Here is an 18,523-nt window from a genome sequence, read left to right as displayed (position 1 = left end):
AATCGCGGAAAAAGTGGACACCCGCACTCATAAAACACTTTCCTGCCGCGTATTTGCTGATTATCATAATCAGGATTAAGACGCATACGGGCAAGGCCGAACCTCAGTCATGGCAGTTCAACAGATCGCGCGGACGGCGCCCGGGCTCCCGCAGCCGATCGGCTTGTCCCACGCTTTTTCCGGCGATCACGCCTGGTGCCGCGAGAAGATGATGCTGGCGGATGAACTGGCCGGTGGCGTCGCCCTCGCCACATTCTTCGAGGATGGCGGTTTTGAGCGGGCGATCGACCGGTACACCGAGGTGACCAAAGGTACCGATCGCCGTGCCGTCGTCTCCATGTGGTCGCTCTATTACTTCGCCGGGATCACCATTCCCTATCTGCTCGCACGCCGCCTGGCCGGCCAGGTGCTGCCGGTGGCATTCGATGCGATGACGATCGCGCTGACAGAGGACGGGCTGCCGCGCGCCTTCGGCGTCTCCCATCGCGGCATGATCGGCGAAGAGACGAGCGGCGACGAATTTTCCGTGGTCGGGCCGCTGATGTCCGGCCATCTCAACATGGCCGTCGAGCGCCTGAAGCGCTGCGGGCTCTCGGCAAAGCTCCTGTGGAACAACGCCGCCGTCTACATCGACTATACGCTGCGTCTGACCGATAGCGACGGCTGTGGGCGTTCCGCTCCTGACCTGCCGCTCTTCGTGCGCGGGTGCCTGCCGGATGGCGGGCCGAACCCCTTGTGCGGCAGCGTCAAACGGATCGAGGACGGCGGCGAGATGATCCAGCGGCGCAAGCTCTGCTGCCTGCGCTACATGCTGCCAGGGGTCGCCAGCTGTGGCAATCGCTGCGCACTGCCCAGCCAGCGCAATCCGCAATAGACACATTGCACCGCTTCAACTCAGAACCGATGACGACGCGGCGCGTCACTTGGCCCACGCCTTGACGTAGTCGATGTCGAATGTGGCAGTGAGCGCCTGCGAGCGATCCTCGTCGCCGGGCAGATCGTAGAGGTTCAGCATGAGCTGCATCGGATAATCGGGGCTCTGGCGGGTCTGCGTCACGATTGCCCCATCGACGAGAAAATCGATCCCCTCGGGCGTCCAATCCATCGCGTAGACATGCCAGTCGCCAACAGCGATCGATACGCTCGTCTCATCGAGCTCGGTTGTCAGTTTCGGATCGTGGATCTTCTTGATGCCGCGTCCGATCTTCACCGCATCGGGCTCGACATTGCGGCCAAAGACTTCGAAGACGGTTATCTCCCCGGAGCGATGCGGCTCGTCCTCGAAGCCGATCAGCCATAGCGCCGCGAGGTTCCATGGGTTGAGGCTTGCGCGAGCGCGCATCTCCAGACGGCAGTAATGCGGCAGGAAAAGGCGGCGGGGCGGGATCGCCTCGCGCACCGTGAGATCCTGATTGAACCGGTGCTGGCCGGCGCGGCTGCCGACCGGGCCGGACCAATGGCCCGTCTGCAGGTTGGAGACCCTGACGCCGCCATCGAATTCCGGGCACCAGGGCTGCTGGTCGTCTTCGAGCATGAGCCGAAGGTAGCCATCGCGGATCTTGTAGCGCGCCTGCGACCGTTCCCACGAACTCCAATGCGGGAGATAGCAGGGCAGCCAGCTTTCGCCGTTCAGCTCGGGCGCATCGAAGTCGTCGAAAAAAAGCAATGCCGGCATGATCAGCTCCGCGCCTCAATCGTCTAACGCCGACTATGCAGAGGCGCGCGCCAAAAGCAAACGGCCGGGATTGCCCCGGCCGTCTGGCGATGATGCGAGCAGCGATCAGGCTCTGCGGGACGCACCCGTCTTGAAGAGGCTGCCGGTCGGGGTCTTCAGGAACATGTCGAGCGGAATGTGCTCCTGGTGCAGGAAGCCGGTTGCGGGCAGCAGGCCGTCGCGCACCATCTCGATGACGGCAACGACCGATGCCGAAGTTGTCCAGGCGATCGCCGTGCGGCGGGCGCCTGATATCTCGATCGGGTAATAGGCGCGCACGAATTCCTTGCGGCGCAGGTTGCCACGCTCTGTGCCTTCGGCGGCCACATGCACATAGACGACATCGTCATCGACGGGGGGCTTGGCCTCCGTCAGGATTTCGCCGGCGAGCTTGCGCTTGTCGCGCATCAGAAGCTCGTGGAAGAAGAAGTTCATCAGATCCATGTGGCCGGGATAGCGCATGGTCTTGTAGTCAAGGTTCTCAACCTTCCCCAGAAGCGTGTCGCACATGGTGCCGAGACCGCCCGAGGTCGTGAATGCCTCAAGCTTCACGCCCTCGACGTAGATGGTCTCCAGCCACTCCATCGGCGACACCAGCTTTCGCACACCGCCTTCGATCACTTCGCAATCGTTCAGATACTCGTTGACCACGCCCTCCGGCGACCAATTGAAGGCATAACCCAAGAGGCCCGTCGGATTTTGCGGAAGGGCGCCGACGCGCATGCGGATCGAGCGGCAGCGATCGAAGCCATCTGCAAGGCTCGAGCCGACGATGCCGACAAAGCCCGGGGCCAGCCCGCATTGCGGCGCCATCAGGCCACGCGCGGTTTTCGACAGCTCAATGATGAAGTTGGTGGTGGGCACATCTTCCGTCAGATCGAAATAATGGATGCTGGCGGCATGGGCGGCGCGCGCCAGCCCGATATTCAGGTGATAGGGCAGGCACGACAGCACCGCATCGACACCCGACAGCAATTCACCGATGACGGCGGGATCGGAGATATCGCCGCTATGGCACTTGAACGGCACCTCGCCGACAGGCAGCTGCGCATCCACACCCGTGACCTCGAAGCCGCCCTCATGCAAAAGCGTGGCGGCCAGCCGCCCGACCTTGCCCAGACCGAGTACGGCGATTTTCGTAAAGCTCATTTATATCCTCCCAAGGCGCGGCGTTTTCCTCCCGCCGCGCGTATGCTTGAAAGGGCTGTATAAAATAAACAGTGCATAAAAGGAAACGGCCGGGATCGCTCCCAGCCGCTTAATTTCGATGCTATGATCGCGACTATTCGTTGATCAGGCGCTTCAGCAGCTCGATCTCGTGCGACAGCTTGCTATCACCTGAAATCAGCTCCTCGATCTTGCGCACGGCGTGCAGCACGGTCGTGTGGTCACGGCCACCGAAGCGACGGCCGATCTCCGGGAAGGAGCGCGGCGTCAAGGTCTTGGCCAGATACATGGCGATCTGGCGTGGCTTGACGATGACGCGCGTGCGACGGTTCGAGACCAGCTCCTGGCGCGACACGTTGTAGTGACGGGCGACGATGCGCTGGATATCCTCGATACGCACGCGGCGCGGCTCGCCGGAGCCGACCAGGTGGGCGAGAAGCTCGTCCACGCGCTCGACCGTCAGGTTCGGCTCGAAGGAGCGACGGAAGAGCAGCTGGTTGAAGGCGCCTTCCAGTTCGCGGCCGCTGGCGGTGATGCTGCGGGCTACGTGGTTGAGCAGCTCGGTCGACATTTCCAGCGACGGATCCTCGGTGCGGGCGACATCAAGACGGCGCTGGAGGATTTCGAGACGCATCTCGTAATCCGGGCCGTCAAGCTCGATCGCCACACCGCCCTGCAGACGCGAACGAACGCGCGGGTCGAGCGATTCCAGTTCCCAGGGCGCACGGTCGGCTGCGACGACGACCTGCTTGGCGCTGTCGAGCAGCATGTTCAGCAGATGGCAGAACTCGTGCTGGATCATCTTGCCCTGCAGGAACTGCATGTCGTCGATGATCAGAAGGTCGATGTTGCGTAGCGAGTCCTTCAGCGTCAGCGCATCATTGTCGCGGATCGCGGTTGCGAAACGCCACATGAAGTATTCGGCCGTCAGGTAGACGACGCGCAGCTGGCGCGGGTTCTGTACGGCTGCATTGGCGATTGCCTGCAGCAGATGGGTCTTGCCGAGACCGACCGTGGAATGAACGAAGAGCGGGTTGAAGCGCACTGCGCCCTGACCGGCTTCGGCAATGGTCTTTGCAGCCGCGAGAGCGACGCGGTTGGAGCTGCCTTCGACGAAGGTGTCGAAGGTGAAGCGGTTATCGAGCGGCGAGCCGAAGAGCGGCTGGCCAGAGGTCGCCGGACGCGCCGCAGACGCTGCCGAAACGGCCTGCTGTACGATCTGGCCGGCCTGCTGAGCGACCGGGCGACGGATCGGCGCGACGGATGATACCGGCTCCTGGGTCGCCGTTTCTTCCGGCTTGCTGGTTGCGCGCGCTGCCGTGCGAACCAGGATTTCGACCTTCAGGATTTCAGCGTCTTCCGCCTGGAAGATGCCGGTGATCAGGTCGAGGTAGCGATTGTTGATCCAGGACTTCAGAAAAGTTGTTGGGACCGTCAGCCGTACGACACTCTTGGAGACGGAATGGAGCTTCAGTCGTGCAAACCAGCTTGCGTAGACATCCGGACCGACCTGCGCCTTCAGGCGTGCACTTGCTCGTTCAAAAAGTATGCCATCATTCTTCATGTCTCCCTTTTCCCCCGCCGCGTCTGGGCAAATAGAGCCTAACGTCTGAGATACCTTGTCCGAGTTGTCCAAAGCACTCGCCGCCATCGAATTCATGTGCATCTTGCCGCCTTATAGTTCCATCGGCCGACCTAATCCTGGTCGCCCGATCATTTCCCCGCTTATGACCAGACAGCATCACCCTCATGCTCTGCTGTCGGCCGGTTCACTCAAACGCGTGCCTCTTAACGAGAGGCGACTGTTGGAGGCGAAGCCAACCGCTTCATGCGGTCTTATTGCTTCTTGTCTCCTAGGTGCCCGCTCCTCGTCCAACGAACACCAGCCTGCCTGCGTATGCTTTTTTCCATTTCCCGAGATCGCACGCGCTGCGTGCAGCCCTCAAAAATGGCGCACAGATGATCCCGTTCCGCGGCAGCCACAGCCGCAGTCCAATCTGCATCGGTGCGTGAAAATCCGGAGGTCGAAACTTCCGCAACAAAAGACACTAAAGCATCGTCCTGCCGACGTGGCAGTTTCAGACCAAGCCTTAAAACAGGTGATGTCCGAGCCCCTTGTTGGGAGGCATTTAGGCAGGATCGGGGGTCGAGATCAACGGGCATATTTCCGCAAAATTAAGCGTAGCCGGTTGACTCCTGCGGCAGATTTAGGGCGCTGCATTAGCGCAAAAAAAGAATCGCTTTTGAATCAAGGAGATTCCGGAAACCGGCAATTTTGACACGCATAAAAAGAAAAAAAGAAAAAAGCTTCTTGACTCGTTTTAGACGCCGCAAGGGAAGGTCTGAGTCTCTTCGTTCAGGAACAACCTGACACAAGCCTTTGTAATTACTCATTTTTTTGTGTCATTTGCCGGACACGAAATCGTCGCCAAATTAACCATAGTCCGGGCAGTTGGCGGAATCGAAAAAGCCCGACAAAGTTGCCGGGCTAATCATATAGCTGTCTTTATTAACGGAAGCTTAAGCGGTCGCGCCGACCGACAGAGCCTTCACACGAGCAGCGAGGCGCGAGACCTTGCGGGATGCCGTGTTGGCGTGCAGGACGCCCTTGCTTGCTGCGCGGGCCAGTTCCGGCTGCGCGGCCTGGAAGGCTTCCTTGGCCTTGGCAGCATCGCCAGCTGCGAGTGCTTCTTCGACCTGACGAACGAACGTGCGAACGCGCGAGCGACGAGCCTTGTTGACGTCGGTACGGCGGGCGATCTTGCGGGTCGCTTTTTTCGCCGAAGTTGTATTGGCCATGGATGCCTCTCTCAAGAATTCGAACAAATTCCGCTACCGCCGCGGGCCTTGCAGCCACTTCCTACACAGCAATGCGGGAGTATTATCGGAAAACCGGACTGGCTTCCCGAACCTTGGGCGGGCATATAACCCTAAAGCCGACCGGCGTCAACGCGCATTTTCAAGGAACCGTCGCCTTTTCTCTTCAGGGGTCAGCGGTTCTTGAAGGCGGGTTTACGCTTTTCGATGAAGGCTGTCATCCCTTCCTTCTGATCTTCCGTCGCAAAGAGACTGTGGAACAGGCGGCGCTCGAAGCGCAGACCTTCCTCCAGCGTGGTCTCCAGCGCACGGTTGACCGCCTCCTTGGCCATCAGCACCGAGGGGCGCGACAGGGAGGCGATCTTGGCCGCGGCCTCGAGCGCCTCATCGAGCAGACGATCGGGCGCCACCACACGCGATACGAGTCCTGCCCGTTCTGCTTCCGCCGCATCCATCATGCGGCCTGTGAGCACCATATCCATCGCCTTGGCCTTGCCGACGGCGCGCGTCAGGCGTTGGGAGCCGCCCATGCCGGGGATGACGCCGAGCGTGATTTCCGGCTGGCCGAACTTGGCGGTCTCCGACGCGATGATGAAGTCGCAGATCATCGCAAGCTCGCAGCCGCCGCCGAGCGCGAAGCCGCTGACGGCGGCGATGACGGGTTTGCGCACCTTGGCGACATCGTCCCAGCCGCCGAGGAAATTGCGGGCGTAGACATCGGCGAAATCGAGCGGCTGCATTTCCTTGATATCGGCGCCGGCGGCAAAGGCGCGCTCGGAACCGGTCAATACGATGGCGCCGATGGCGTCGTCATTCTCGAATGCGGCGTAAGCCTGCAGCAGTTCCTTCAGCACCGTCGAGTTCAAGGCGTTCAGCGCCTGCGGGCGGTTCAGCGTGATCAGCCCCACGGCGCCACGGGTTTCGACGATCAGCGTTTCATAAGACATGCGTTCCTCCCGGTCGGGCCAATGCCCAGGCTTACTTCTGGCAGGTAGGGCAATAGAAAGTCGAGCGCCCGGCCTGAACGATGCGGGCGATGGTACCGCCGCAATCGGGCGTACGGCAAGGCTGCCCTTCGCGATCATAGACGGAGAAGGAGTGCTGGAAATAGCCGAGCGAGCCATCCGTCTGGATATGATCACGCAGCGACGAGCCGCCCGCCTTGATGGCGTCGGCGATGACGTCGCGGATCGAGGAGACGAGCAGGTCGAGCTGCTTGGTGGGCTTGCCGGTCGGTGTCACCAGGGTGGTGGCGGCACGCGTCGGCTTAAGGTGGGAGCGCCATAGCGCCTCGCACACATATATATTGCCGAGGCCGGCAATGTTCTTTTGGTCGAGCAGTGCGCTCTTCAGCGGCTGCGCCTTGCCCTTGAAGCGCTCGGCCAGATAGGCGGCGCTCAGCGCATTGCCTGTCGGCTCCGGGCCGAGACCATAGAGAAAGGGATTGATGTCGAGCGCGGTGCGCTCTGCCATGTCCATGAAGCCGAAACGGCGCGGGTCATTATAGATAACGCGGCTAACGCCCGACGGCCCCTCCAGATGGAAGATCACGTGATCGTGCTTTTCATCCTTGGAGCGCGGATGATGGAAATCGCCCGGTGTTTCGGAGATGGGCATATCCGCAATCGGGCCCGCCTCGATGCGGAAGGAGCCGGACATGCCGAGATGGGCGATGATGGTGGCGCCGCTGTCGAGATCGATCAGCAGATATTTCGCGCGACGACCGAGAGAGACGATGGTGCGGCCGGATGCCTTTTCGCCGAAGGCCTCCGGAAACGGGAAGCGCAGGTCCCCTCGCCTAAGCTCCAATTTGACGATACGCGCGCCCTCCATGGTGGGCGCGAGGCCGCGCTTGACGGTTTCGACTTCTGGCAATTCCGGCATCTTAACCCATCTATATCGAACATGTTTCAACCGCCCGCGATGTGCGCTATAGCGCCATGGTGTCGCGGACCGGACCGTTGCCCACAGATAGCGTCGCCTGCCTGATTTCGCTATGGTCGCCGCGTTGTTTTAAGAGATTGGAGTATTCGATGTCAGACAGCCGCACCTCCGCCGACGGCGGCATGGAAACATCATACGGCTTCCGCGAAGTTTCAGGCGGCGAAAAGCAGGGCCTTGTCAACGAAGTCTTCCATAAGGTCGCCAAGCGCTACGACATCATGAACGACGTCATGTCGGTCGGCATGCACCGCGTCTGGAAGGATGCGATGATCGCGGCGCTGAACCCGCGCAAGGAGCCCGGCTACAAGACGCTCGACGTGGCCGGCGGCACGGGCGACATCGCATTCCGCATCATCGAAGCCTCGAACCGGATGGCGCACTCCACCGTGCTCGACATCAACGGATCGATGCTGGCAGTCGGCGCCGAGCGCGCCGCCAAGAAGAAGCTCTCCGACAACCTGACCTTCGTCGAGGCCAACGCCGAGGAACTGCCTTTCGAGGCCAACAGCTTCGACGCCTATACGATCGCCTTCGGCATCCGCAACGTGCCGCGCATCGACGTGGCGCTCAGCGAAGCCTACCGCGTGCTGAAGCGCGGCGGCCGGCTGCTGGTTCTCGAATTCTCCGAAGTCGACATGCCGCTGCTCGACCGCGTCTATGAAAGCTGGTCGTTCAACGCCATTCCGAAATTCGGCAAGGCCATCACCGGCGATGCCGAGCCTTACCAGTATCTGGTCGAATCCATCCGCAAGTTCCCGAACCAGGAAAACTTCGCGGCGATGATCCGCAATGCCGGCTTCTCGCGCGTCAGCTACACCAATTATACCGGCGGTATCGCCGCCCTTCACTCCGGCTGGAAGCTTTAAGCCGGAATGAGCACTGTTTCGGCATATTTCCAGCTCTGGCGGGTTGGCTGGATTCTCGTGCGCGAGGGCGTCGTCTCGGCGCTGCCTTCCGACGAGCTTCCGCCTTCGGTCGCGGCTGCCAAGTCCTTCGTCGGCATGTTTGCGCGCAAGCGCGCCAAGACCCAGAAGCGCAGCGACCGGCTCTCCAAGGCCGTCGAACGGTTGGGGCCTTCCTATGTGAAGATCGGCCAGTTCCTGGCGACGCGTCCAGACGTCGTCGGCGTCGAGTTCGCCGACGACCTGTCGCAGCTGCAGGACCGGATGGCCTTCTTTCCTGATGCCGCCGCCAAGGCCAATATCGAGGGATCGCTCGGCCGGCCGGTGGATGAGCTCTACGTCAGCTTCGGCGAGCCGATCGCCGCGGCCTCGATCGCGCAGGTGCATCCGGCCGAGGTGATGACGCCGCAGGGACGTAAGAAGGTTGCCGTCAAGGTGGTGCGCCCCGGCGTGCGCCAGCGCTTCACCCACGATCTCGAGGCGATGTATCTCGTCGCCCATCTGCAGGAGCGCTTCATGCCCTCCAGCCGGCGCCTGAAGCCGGTGGAAGTGACGAAGACGCTGGAGCAGACGACCAAGGTCGAGATGGACCTGAGGCTCGAGGCGGCGGCCCTTTCGGAGATCGCCGAGAACACGCGAGATGATCCGGGCTTCCGCGTTCCGACCGTCGATTGGGAACGAACGGGACGCGACGTCATCACCATGGAGTGGATCGACGGCGTCAAGATGTCCGATGTCGAGGGCCTGAAGGCCGCTGGCCACGATCTCAATGCGCTGGCCGATACACTGATCCAGTCCTTCCTGCGCCATACGCTGCGCGACGGCTTCTTCCATGCCGACATGCATCCGGGCAATCTCTTCGTCGACCCCAAGGGGATGATCGTCGCCGTCGACATGGGGATCGTCGGGCGTCTCGGAAAGAAGGAGCGCCGCTTCCTCGCCGAGATCCTCTACGGCTTCATCACCCGCGACTATATCCGCGTCGCCGAGGTGCATTTCGAGGCGGGGTATGTGCCCGGCCACCACAATGTCGAAAGCTTCGCGCAGGCGATCCGCGCGATCGGCGAGCCGATCCACGGGCAGCCGGCCGAGACGATCTCGATGGGCAAGCTGCTGACGCTTCTGTTCGAGGTGACCGAGCTGTTCGACATGGCCGCACGGCCCGAGCTGGTGATGCTGCAGAAGACCATGGTCGTGGTCGAGGGCGTCGCCCGCATCCTCAACCCGCGCTTCAACATGTGGAAGGCATCCGAACCCGTCGTCGGCGAATGGATCCGCAACAATCTCGGACCGAAGCGGATCGCGACCGATATCAAGGACGGGCTGAAGGCCGCCGTGAAGCTTGCCGAGGCCGCACCCGAGATCGCCGCCAAGACCGAGAAGTTCCATCACGAGCTGCTCAGGATGAGCGAGAACGGCCTGCGCTTCGACGCCGAGACGGCCGAGGCGATCGGCAAGTCGGAAGCCCGCCACAGCCGCTCCGGCCGCTGGGCACTGTGGCTGATCGCGCTGACGTTGATCTATATCGCCTGGGCGGTTAGCTGACCGCTCGCACGAGCCTACCAATAATGAGAAAGCCCGCCATGTCGCGGGCTTTTCCTATTTTTGCTATCGACGCGACAGCCGTGCTGCGGCAAGTGCCGCGACCATGCCGATCGCCAGCAGCGTCAGGGTGAAGATAACGACCGCGTTCCAGCCATCAGCACCCCAGAAATAGCCGCCGACGGAGCCGGCGACGCTGGAGCCTATGTAATAGGACAGGAGATAGAGCGACGAGGCATGGCCCTTGGTGCCCTTTGCGAGCCGTCCGACCAGCGCGCTTGCGACCGAGTGGGCGACGAAGAAGCCTGAGGTCAGGAGCACGATGCCCAGGATGATCAGCGGCAGCGAGGCCGAGAGCGTCAGCGCCACGCCGATCGCCGAGAGCGCGATGCCGGAAGGCAGCACGACGAAGTGGCCGAAGCGGTCTCCAAGCAGGCCGGCGATCCAGGAGGCGGCGATGCCGAAGATGTAGACGGTGAAGATCAGACCGAGTTCGGTCTGGTTCAGATTGTACGGCGCTTCTACGAGGCGGAAGCCGATATAGTTGTAGACCGTGACGAATGTGCCCATGGCGAGGAAGCCGATGGCGAACAGGAAGGGCAGCGCCGGGCTTCTGATATGGCCGGCCCAGGCGCCGAGATGGAAGCGGGCGTTGAAGCCCTTGCGCGGGGTGAAATTGCGCGAGGCGGGCAGCAGCAGGAAGAAGCCGATGGCCGCCGCAAGGCCGATGGCGCCCAGCGTGCCGAGCGCGATACGCCAGGAGAAGAACTCGGCCAGCGTGCCGGTGACGACGCGGCCGGCCATGCCGCCGAAGGCGTTGCCGGCGATATAGAGGCCCATGGATGCGCCGAGGCCGCGCGGATCGATCTCTTCCGAGAGATAGGCCATGGCGACGGCGGGAACGCCGCCGAGGAGCAGGCCTTCAAGGGCGCGGATGACCAGCAGCGCATGCCAGCTCGGGACCAGCGCGCAGGCAATCGTGCAAAGGGCGGCACCGAGCAGCGAGGCGAACATCAGGCTGCGGCGGCGGAAGCTTTCGGAGACGGCGGCGGCGCAGAAGATGGCGAAGGCGAGCAGGCCCGTCGACAGCGACAGGGAGAGCGAGCTTGCGGCCGGACTGATGCCGAAGTCGCTGGCGAAGATCGGCATCAGCGGCTGGACGCAATAGAGCAGAGAGAAGGTGGCGAAGCCCGAGAGGAACAGGGCGATGCTGGCGCGCCTGTAGGCCGGCGTGCCGCGCAGCAGGAACTGCTTTTCCTGCGCTTCGCTTCCCTGGTGCTGGGGAGCGGCATTCTCGATCACGGTCAGATGAGGACGGGAGGGGATTTCCGAGGGGACGGACTGCTTGTCTGCGGCGCGTGGCATTGAGGACCAACCTTTCACGCCCTTTGATCTAGCCAACGGGCCATCATTTGTCCAATATATGAAACTGGCTTTCTTGATAGGTTTTGGAGATACCGATGGAGCTGCGCCATATCCGCTATTTCCTTGCCGTGGCCGAGGAGCGTAATTTCACCCGCGCCGCCGCCAAGCTCGGCATCGGCCAGCCGCCGCTCAGCCAGCAGATCCGCGATCTCGAAAACGAAATCGGGGCGGCGCTGTTTCACCGCGTGCCGCATGGCGCGGAGCTGACGGAGGCGGGAGCGGCCTTCCTGCCTGAGGCGCGCGCGGCAATTGCCTCGGCCGAGAAGGCGAAGCTTGCAGCCCAGCGAGCGACGCGCGGCGAAACTGGGCGACTGGCGCTCGGCTTCACGGCGTCGTCGGCCTTCAACACCGCCGTCAGCGGCACGATCCGCCGGTTTCGCGGACAATGGCCGGATGTCAGCCTGTCGCTCACCGAGATGAACAGCAACTGGCTGATGGAAAAGCTGATGCGGCAGGAGATCGACGCCGCCTTCATTCGCCCCGGGCTGGAAGATCCTGGGGATGTGTACCTGAAGCGGCTGGCGGACGAGCCGATGCTGATCGCGCTGCCGGCGCACCATCCGTTGGCGAAGCTGAAGACGGTGCCGCTTGCCGCGCTTGCGGGCGAGCCCTTCATTCTCTTTCCCCGCACCGTCGGTCTCAGCCTCTATGACGATATCGTGCGCGGCTGCCGGGATGCCGGTTTCGAACTTGTCGTGACGCAGGAGGCGCCGCAGATCCCTTCCGTCATCAATCTGGTCGCCGCGGACCTCGGCGTGTCGATCGTGCCGGGTTCGCTCGCGCATCTGAAGCTCGACGGCGTCGCCTACCGGCCGATCGAGGGGCCGCCTTTGGTGGCGCGGCTTGGACTGGCGATGCTGAAGTCGCGGCGGTCGCGCGTTGTCGGCAATCTGATGAGCCTGATTTGAGTTGCCCGACCTGATCAGCCTGATGGGTCCCAATAGGGCGGATCGCCGAAGGTCTTGCGCAGATGATCGGCGACGGCGCGCAGCTTGGCGGAGGGATTGCGGCCTTCGGGATGAGCCATATAGATGAACTCGGCCTCCGGCTTGTAGCCGACGTCGATCTCGCTCAGCAGCCCCTCGCTCACCGCCGGGCCGGCGATGAAGGCGGGGAGCAGCGCGATGCCGAGGCCGGCCACCGCCGCATCGCGGATCATGTCGCCATTGTTCATGCCGAGCACTTGGCTGGCGCGCACCACGATGGCGCCATCGGGCGTCTGGAAGCGCCAGTCGGAGACGCCGCGGTTGGTGTAGAAAATGCCCTTGTGGCCATCGAGATCGTTGAGCGTCTTCGGCGTGCCGTGGCGCTCGAGATAATCGGGGGACGCGACCAGCAGACGGCGGCTGCGGCTGAGCTTCCAGACGACGAGGCGGGAATCGACGATCGGCCCGTTGCGCACGATGGCGTCATAGCCTTCCGATGACACATCGACGCGGCGATCATCGATATCGAGCACCAGCTGGATCTCCGGGTGCTTGGCCAAAAACGGATAGAGCGCCGGGCCGAGATGCATGCGGCCGAAGGTGACGGGGGCGGCGATCCTGAGCGGCCCGGAGAGCGTGCCGCGCCGCTCGGCCATCTCGGCCGTGGCGTCCTCGATCTCGCGGACGATGCGGGCGGCGCGCTCGAGAAAGGCGGTGCCATCCTCGGTCAGCGTCAGCTTGCGGGTGGTGCGGTGAAGCAGCATGCCGCCCAGCGAGCGCTCCAGTTCCGCCAGCCTTTCGCTGACCACCGATTTCGACAGGCGAAGGCGCCGCGCCGCCTCGCTGACCGAGCCGGATTCCACCACCGACACGAATGCCGTTATTCCTTCGATCCTGATCATCGTTCGGTATTTCCGAATTCGAGTTCCGTTATTTGGAGACTAATCCGAACAAAAGGAAAATGCCATCTTCCACTCATCGAACGGGGCGGCAAACGCCACCCCAACCCAAAAAGGAGATGGAAGAATGAACCGCTTGAATGGAAAAGTCGCCATCATCACTGGTGCCAGCGCCGGCATCGGCCGCGCAACGGCCAAGCTCTTTGCCGCCGAAGGCGCCAAGGTCGTGGTCGGCGCCCGCCGCCAGGCCGAACTGGACAGCCTGGTCGAGCAGATCAAGGCCGCCGGCGGAGACGCAGTCGCATTGGCCGGCGACGTGCGCTCGGAAGATTATCACAAGGCGCTGGTCGCCGCCGCCGTCGAACGCTACGGCAAGCTCGATATCGCCTTCAACAATGCCGGTATCCTCGGCGAGGCAGGCCCGAGCACTGGCGTTTCGGAAGCCGGATTCACGGAGGCGGTAACGATCAACCTGACGGCCTCCTTCCTTGCCGCCAAGCACCAGATCGGCCAGATGGAACGGAACGGCGGCGGCTCGGTGATCTTCACCTCGACCTTCGTCGGCTACAGCTTCGCCTTCCCTGGTGTGGCAGCCTATGCCGCCAGCAAGGCCGGCCTGATCGGCCTGACGCAGGCGCTGGCCGCCGAATACGGCCCGAAGAACGTGCGCGTGAACTCGGTGCTGCCAGGCGCCGTCGACACCGACATGTATCGCGAGATGAACGACACGCCCGACAAGCAGGGCTTCGTCACCAACCTGCATGCGCTGAAGCGCGTGGCAACGCCGGACGAACTGGCCCGCTCGGTGCTCTACCTCGCCTCGGACGATTCCAGCTTCGTGACCGGCACGGCCTCGCTGGTCGATGGTGGCGCCTCGATCACCCGCACCTGATGCGCATACTCGCTCGATCACCTTCGCCTTTCGGAGGGGGTGATCGCGACCGAACAGCAAGGCATTCTGCCCACCGCCCCCAACAACACATCATGGGCAAGCAGCCCACCCCACAAGGATATCGATCCATGTCACGCCTTCAGAACAAGACTGCCCTCATCACCGGCGGCACCAGCGGCATCGGCCTTGAAACCGCCCGCCAGTTCATCGCCGAAGGCGCCCGCGTCGCCATCACCGGCAGCAGCGCCAACAGCGTCGCCGCCGCCCGCGCCGAACTCGGCGACAAGGCCATCGTCATCCAGGCCGATGCCGGCAATGTCGCCGGGCAGCAGGTCGTCGCCGAAGCCATCAAGAACGCCTTCGGCCATCTCGACATACTCTTCGTCAATGCCGGCGTGGCCGAGTTCGGCCCTGTCGAGCAATGGAGCGAGGCCGCCTTCGACAAGTCGATCGCGATCAACGTCAAGGGTCCGTTCTTCCTGATCCAGGCGCTGCTGCCGATCTTCTCCAAGCAGGCCGCGATCGTGCTCAACACCTCGATCAACGCGCATATCGGCATGCCGAACTCCAGCGTCTATTCGCTGACCAAGGGGGCGCTGCTGACGCTTGCCAAGACGCTGTCGGGCGAACTGATCGGTCGCGGCATCCGCGTCAACGCCGTCAGCCCCGGCCCGATCGCCACACCGCTCTACAGCAAGCTCGGCGCATCGGAAGCGGATTCGAAGGCGATGGCCGATCATATCCAGTCGCAGATCCCGGTTGGGCGCTTCGGCGACGCCGCCGAGGTCGCCAAGACCGTCATCTTCCTCGCCTCCGACGAGGCCGCCTATATCGTCGGCAGCGAACTCGTCATCGATGGCGGGATGAGCAATCTCTGAGATCGAGTATCAAGCTCGCATGGAAGGCCGCGGATGTTTCGTCCGCGGCCTTTCTTTTGTATCAGGCGGCTTCGACCAGCCGGCGGATGGCTGTCTCCAGCGTCGTCGATCCCTTCTCTGGCTGGCCTTCGAAGCGGATCCAGCCCTCGTTGAAGCCGTCGATCATGCGGATGCGCGGCATCGGGTTGCGCATGCCTTGCCCCTTGAACAGCGCCTCCCAGCTGTCGCGTGCGACGATTTCCGCGCTGACCGGCTTGCTGAGCACCTTGGAGAAGGCGGCTGCGATGTCGGCGGGCGTCACCTTCTCCGGCCCCTGCAGCTCGACGATGCGCTTGCCGGTCCAGTTCTCCTGCAACAACGACGCGGCCCTTTCGCCGACATCGGCGACCGAGACCATCGGATAGGCCTGGTCGAGCGGCTGGAGAAAACTTGCGATGACGCCGGCCTCGCGCGCGGCCGCCGCATCCCATGCGGCGTTCTCCATGAACCAGGCGGCGCGGAGGAAGGCGATCGGCAGCGGCAGCGTCGAAAGCTCCTGCTCGACGAGGCCCAGCTGGCTGAGCAGGTTCGGCTCCTCGGCCTGCGCGCCGATGGTGGAGAGGCAGACGACCCTTTCCGGCCGCGCCCGCAGCAGCGCCGTCTTCAGCGCGGCAATGACGGCACGCACTTCCGGGAAGCCTGATGTCGGGTCGAAGGTCGGCGGGATCAGCAGGAAGACGCCCTCGGCGCCGGTGAAGGCGGCGGTCAGCGCATCGGCATCGGTCATTTCGGCAAGCGCCAGTTCGGCGCCCTTCTCGCGCCAGGCCTTGCCTTTCTCGGCGTTGCGAAGGATGGCACGGACCGGCAATCCGGCCTGTAGCAGCTGCGCGGCGACGATGCCGCCGACCTGCCCAGTTACTCCTGTAATGGCGAACATTGGAAACTCCTTTGGTTCAGTTTTCCGTTCGCCCGCAAAATGATCCTTTCCTATCTTTGATTGAAGTGCGCATATGTCATCGTATTAGTGACTGAAAATCACGGATGGATCGATGTTCGATGGACGACTGCTGAACGGAGTGAGTGTGCTGGCGGCCGTGATCGAAAGCGGAAGTTTCGCGCGGGCGGCGGATGCGATGGGTCTGTCTCCGTCAGGCGTCAGCCGCGCCATTGCCCGGCTGGAAGGCCGCATCGGCTTGCGCCTGCTCGACCGCACCACCCGCACCATGCGCCTGACCGACGACGGCGCCCGCTTCTACGAGCAGGTGGCGCCACTGCTGAGCGGCATAGAGGAGGCGGCGATGGCGGCCTCGGGCGTGGCACAGTCGGTGCGCGGGCGGCTCAGGGTCAATGTCGATCCGTATTTCTCGCGACTGGTTCTGGGACCTAGGCTTGGCGCGTTTCTCGATCTCTATCCCGAGCTGCAGATCGAGATCATCACCCGCAACGAGATCGGCGATCTGGTGGCCGACGGCATGGACGTGGCGGTGCGCTTCGGCGATCCCTCACACACCACGCTGATCTCGCGGCTGTTGATGCGCACACGGGTGATCACCATCGCGGCGCCCGCCTATCTCGCCAAGCATGGGCGGCCGACGGCGCCCGGCGATCTTGCCGACCACACCTGCATCCAGTTCCGGGATTCGCTGACAGGCCGGCCCTTCGAATGGGAATTGCGGCGTGGCGCCGAGGTCGTGCCGATCGAGACGCGCGGACGCATTCTCGTCAATGACGCCGGTACCACGCTTGCCACCTGCCTTGCCGGGATCGGCATCGCGCAGGTGTTTTCGCTTGGGATGCAGGACTATCTGGAAAGCGGCCAGCTGATCGACCTCTTTCCTGACTGGCCCGACGAGACCTTCCCGCTCTACGCCTTCTATCCGTCGCGCCAGCATGTGCCGGCGAAGGTCAGGGCGTTCATCGATTTCTGTGTCGGGATCGTTCAAGAGTAGGGAGTGAGGAGGCATCGACGATGCCTCCTCACGGCTTTCAGATCGATCGGCGGCGGCGGGTTCTGACGTAGATCCAGTCGAGCGCCAGCATGACGACGAGCGACAGGCCGACCAGCGGGAAGATGATGCCGCCGATGGCGAGGATGGCGATCAGGCCGCGAAACACCCGCTTGTCCGACGGCATGGGCGGGACGCCGAGCGAGCCTGCCGGGCGGCGCTTCCACCACATGACGCCCGCGGATACCGCGAGCACCGCGATGCCGATGCAGGCGGCGAGCAGGACAAGCTGGTTCGCCAGCCCGAACTCCTGCCCCATATGGACGTTGATGCTCCACTCCAGTGCCTTGCCGAGTGGGCCGTAATCGGCATAGCTCATGTCGATCAGCGGTTTTCCGGTGAACTGATCAAGATGCACGACGCGCTGTTCGGCGAGATCGTCAGGATAGACGGAGCCGGTGTAGACGCCCATCGCATCCACGGGGATATTGACGGCATAGCCGCGATGCAGGCCGAGGCGATCGAAGGTGGCGACGGCTTCATCCAGGCTGATCGGCATCGCGCCGTGCTGGTGGCCCGGGGATTGCGGGACCTGCGCCTGTTCGAGCGACCATGTGGTCTTGGCGATATGATCGAGATGTTCGTCCGACATGGGCACGGCGACGCGCACGCCAGCCGGATAGCCGAAGTTGTTTCCGTTCGCCCACTCGTTAACCTTGGCGCCCCAGACGCCTGACCAGGGCATGCCCGTGACGGCTAAGAAGACGATGAAGCCGCCGACGAAGAGGCCGAGGACAGCATGGGTATCGCGCCAGAAGACGCGCTTTCGGGGCGTGCCGCGAATGCTGAGCACCCCTCCCGTCTGCTTGCGCGGCCACCAGAGATAGATGCCCGTGCCGACAAGCAGGATCGCCCAGCCAGCCGCGATCTCGATCAACGAGCGGGTGACGGAGCCGAAATATTTGAGACTGTGGAGATAGCGGACCGTCCACATGATCGTGCCGCGATCGGGCAGTTCGCCGAGCACCTTGCCGCTATAGGGATCGACATAGACGGCGATGTTGCCCTCGGCCACGGTATGGATGGTGATCTCCGCCGACGCGCCGGGGTCGACGGGATCGGTGAACTTGATTGCGGTGCCGGGATGGGCGGCAAGGGCTGCATCCACCATCGCGGATGGCGATCGCGTTATCTGCTGGCTGATTGCCACGCGCTTCAGATCGGCATGAACGACATTGTCGATCTCGTCCCTGAAGAGATAGAGCGCGCCGGTGACGGCAAGCGAAAGCATGAAGGGCAGGACGAGAAGACCCGCGTAGAAATGCCAGCGCCAGACGGCGCGGTAGAGATCGGACGGGGAACGCACGGCAGCGCTCGCACCTTCCCGACCGATGGTGAAATCGGACATGATATGTCTCCAATGAAAGAACACAAGGGATAAAACACCAGCGTTGGCGGCGTTTCCTTGGGTTCTGGTTGTGTTTTGACCGGC

General features: G+C 62.9%; 17 protein-coding genes. 7 read left to right on the top strand and 10 right to left on the bottom strand.

All coding sequences use genetic code 11. The features are described from left to right. Positions 1-109 precede the first annotated feature (109 nt). A complete protein-coding gene (fhuF, locus tag ACCD05_RS10195; RefSeq protein ID WP_413392408.1) occupies positions 110-874 on the top strand; it encodes a siderophore-iron reductase FhuF in 765 nt (254 codons plus the stop codon). A 45-nt stretch (positions 875-919) separates the two neighbouring features. On the opposite strand, the gene ACCD05_RS10190 is transcribed toward fhuF, so the two are convergent. The 6 genes from ACCD05_RS10190 to mutM all read right to left on the bottom strand — a co-directional run bounded on the left by ACCD05_RS10190 (position 920) and on the right by mutM (position 7,582). Next, positions 920-1,675, bottom strand: a complete 756-nt coding sequence (locus ACCD05_RS10190) for a glycoside hydrolase family 16 protein (RefSeq protein ID WP_413392406.1) — start codon at positions 1,673-1,675, stop codon at positions 920-922. A gap of 105 nt (positions 1,676-1,780) precedes the next feature. After that, positions 1,781-2,863, bottom strand: a complete 1,083-nt coding sequence (locus ACCD05_RS10185; RefSeq protein ID WP_413392404.1) for a saccharopine dehydrogenase C-terminal domain-containing protein — start codon at positions 2,861-2,863, stop codon at positions 1,781-1,783. A 133-nt stretch (positions 2,864-2,996) separates the two neighbouring features. Next, entirely contained in the window at positions 2,997-4,547 is a 1,551-nt protein-coding gene (gene dnaA / locus ACCD05_RS10180) for a chromosomal replication initiator protein DnaA (protein WP_047507008.1), read from the bottom strand. Positions 4,548-5,401: 854 nt separating this feature from the next. Continuing rightward, a complete protein-coding gene (gene rpsT / locus ACCD05_RS10175; RefSeq protein WP_111563244.1) occupies positions 5,402-5,680 on the bottom strand; it encodes a 30S ribosomal protein S20 in 279 nt (92 codons plus the stop codon). Between the two features lie 191 nt (positions 5,681-5,871). Beyond that, positions 5,872-6,645, bottom strand: a complete 774-nt coding sequence (locus ACCD05_RS10170) for an enoyl-CoA hydratase (RefSeq protein WP_413392402.1) — start codon at positions 6,643-6,645, stop codon at positions 5,872-5,874. 31 nt (positions 6,646-6,676) lie between these two features. Next, complete coding sequence (gene mutM / locus ACCD05_RS10165; protein ID WP_413392400.1) at positions 6,677-7,582, bottom strand: bifunctional DNA-formamidopyrimidine glycosylase/DNA-(apurinic or apyrimidinic site) lyase; 906 nt, start codon at positions 7,580-7,582, stop codon at positions 6,677-6,679. 149 nt (positions 7,583-7,731) lie between these two features. Here mutM and ubiE point away from each other — a divergent pair, with 149 nt between their 5' ends. After that, positions 7,732-8,508 carry a bifunctional demethylmenaquinone methyltransferase/2-methoxy-6-polyprenyl-1,4-benzoquinol methylase UbiE gene (gene ubiE / locus ACCD05_RS10160; RefSeq protein ID WP_047507000.1) on the top strand — a complete coding sequence of 259 codons (777 nt, stop codon included), beginning with the start codon at positions 7,732-7,734 and terminating at the stop codon, positions 8,506-8,508. Positions 8,509-8,514: 6 nt separating this feature from the next. After that, on the top strand, positions 8,515-10,089 hold the full coding sequence (gene ubiB / locus ACCD05_RS10155) for a 2-polyprenylphenol 6-hydroxylase (RefSeq protein WP_413392398.1): 1,575 nt from the start codon (positions 8,515-8,517) through the stop codon (positions 10,087-10,089). A 63-nt stretch (positions 10,090-10,152) separates the two neighbouring features. Here the strand turns inward: ubiB and ACCD05_RS10150 are convergent, their stop codons facing one another. Beyond that, positions 10,153-11,451, bottom strand: a complete 1,299-nt coding sequence (locus ACCD05_RS10150; protein WP_413392396.1) for an MFS transporter — start codon at positions 11,449-11,451, stop codon at positions 10,153-10,155. A gap of 95 nt (positions 11,452-11,546) precedes the next feature. On the opposite strand from ACCD05_RS10150, the gene ACCD05_RS10145 reads away from it, so the two are divergent. Continuing rightward, positions 11,547-12,419: a LysR family transcriptional regulator gene (locus tag ACCD05_RS10145; RefSeq protein WP_413392395.1), complete on the top strand. Its 873-nt coding sequence runs from the start codon at positions 11,547-11,549 to the stop codon at positions 12,417-12,419. Positions 12,420-12,433: 14 nt separating this feature from the next. On the opposite strand, the gene ACCD05_RS10140 is transcribed toward ACCD05_RS10145, so the two are convergent. Beyond that, positions 12,434-13,339 carry a LysR substrate-binding domain-containing protein gene (locus ACCD05_RS10140; protein WP_209188894.1) on the bottom strand — a complete coding sequence of 302 codons (906 nt, stop codon included), beginning with the start codon at positions 13,337-13,339 and terminating at the stop codon, positions 12,434-12,436. A 124-nt stretch (positions 13,340-13,463) separates the two neighbouring features. Here ACCD05_RS10140 and ACCD05_RS10135 point away from each other — a divergent pair, with 124 nt between their 5' ends. Then, complete coding sequence (locus ACCD05_RS10135; RefSeq protein WP_413392392.1) at positions 13,464-14,228, top strand: SDR family oxidoreductase; 765 nt, start codon at positions 13,464-13,466, stop codon at positions 14,226-14,228. A 128-nt stretch (positions 14,229-14,356) separates the two neighbouring features. Continuing rightward, the gene (locus tag ACCD05_RS10130; RefSeq protein ID WP_047506987.1) at positions 14,357-15,106 is read left to right on the top strand and encodes an SDR family oxidoreductase; all 750 of its coding nucleotides are present in this window, start codon (positions 14,357-14,359) and stop codon (positions 15,104-15,106) included. Between the two features lie 61 nt (positions 15,107-15,167). Here ACCD05_RS10130 and ACCD05_RS10125 read toward each other — a convergent pair whose 3' ends face one another. Further along, positions 15,168-16,022: an NmrA family NAD(P)-binding protein gene (locus ACCD05_RS10125; RefSeq protein ID WP_413392390.1), complete on the bottom strand. Its 855-nt coding sequence runs from the start codon at positions 16,020-16,022 to the stop codon at positions 15,168-15,170. 112 nt (positions 16,023-16,134) lie between these two features. Here ACCD05_RS10125 and ACCD05_RS10120 point away from each other — a divergent pair, with 112 nt between their 5' ends. After that, complete coding sequence (locus tag ACCD05_RS10120; protein ID WP_413392388.1) at positions 16,135-17,034, top strand: LysR family transcriptional regulator; 900 nt, start codon at positions 16,135-16,137, stop codon at positions 17,032-17,034. 37 nt (positions 17,035-17,071) lie between these two features. On the opposite strand, the gene ACCD05_RS10115 is transcribed toward ACCD05_RS10120, so the two are convergent. Further along, positions 17,072-18,439: a PepSY-associated TM helix domain-containing protein gene (locus ACCD05_RS10115; protein ID WP_413392386.1), complete on the bottom strand. Its 1,368-nt coding sequence runs from the start codon at positions 18,437-18,439 to the stop codon at positions 17,072-17,074. Positions 18,440-18,523: the final 84 nt, after the last annotated feature.

The sequence above is a fragment of the Rhizobium sp. Rhizsp42 genome (assembly GCF_047304155.1).
Taxonomy (GTDB): Bacteria; Pseudomonadota; Alphaproteobacteria; order Rhizobiales; family Rhizobiaceae; genus Rhizobium.
The sequence above is the reverse complement of the archived record's forward strand: the minus strand, read 5'-3'. Positions and strand labels throughout refer to the sequence as shown.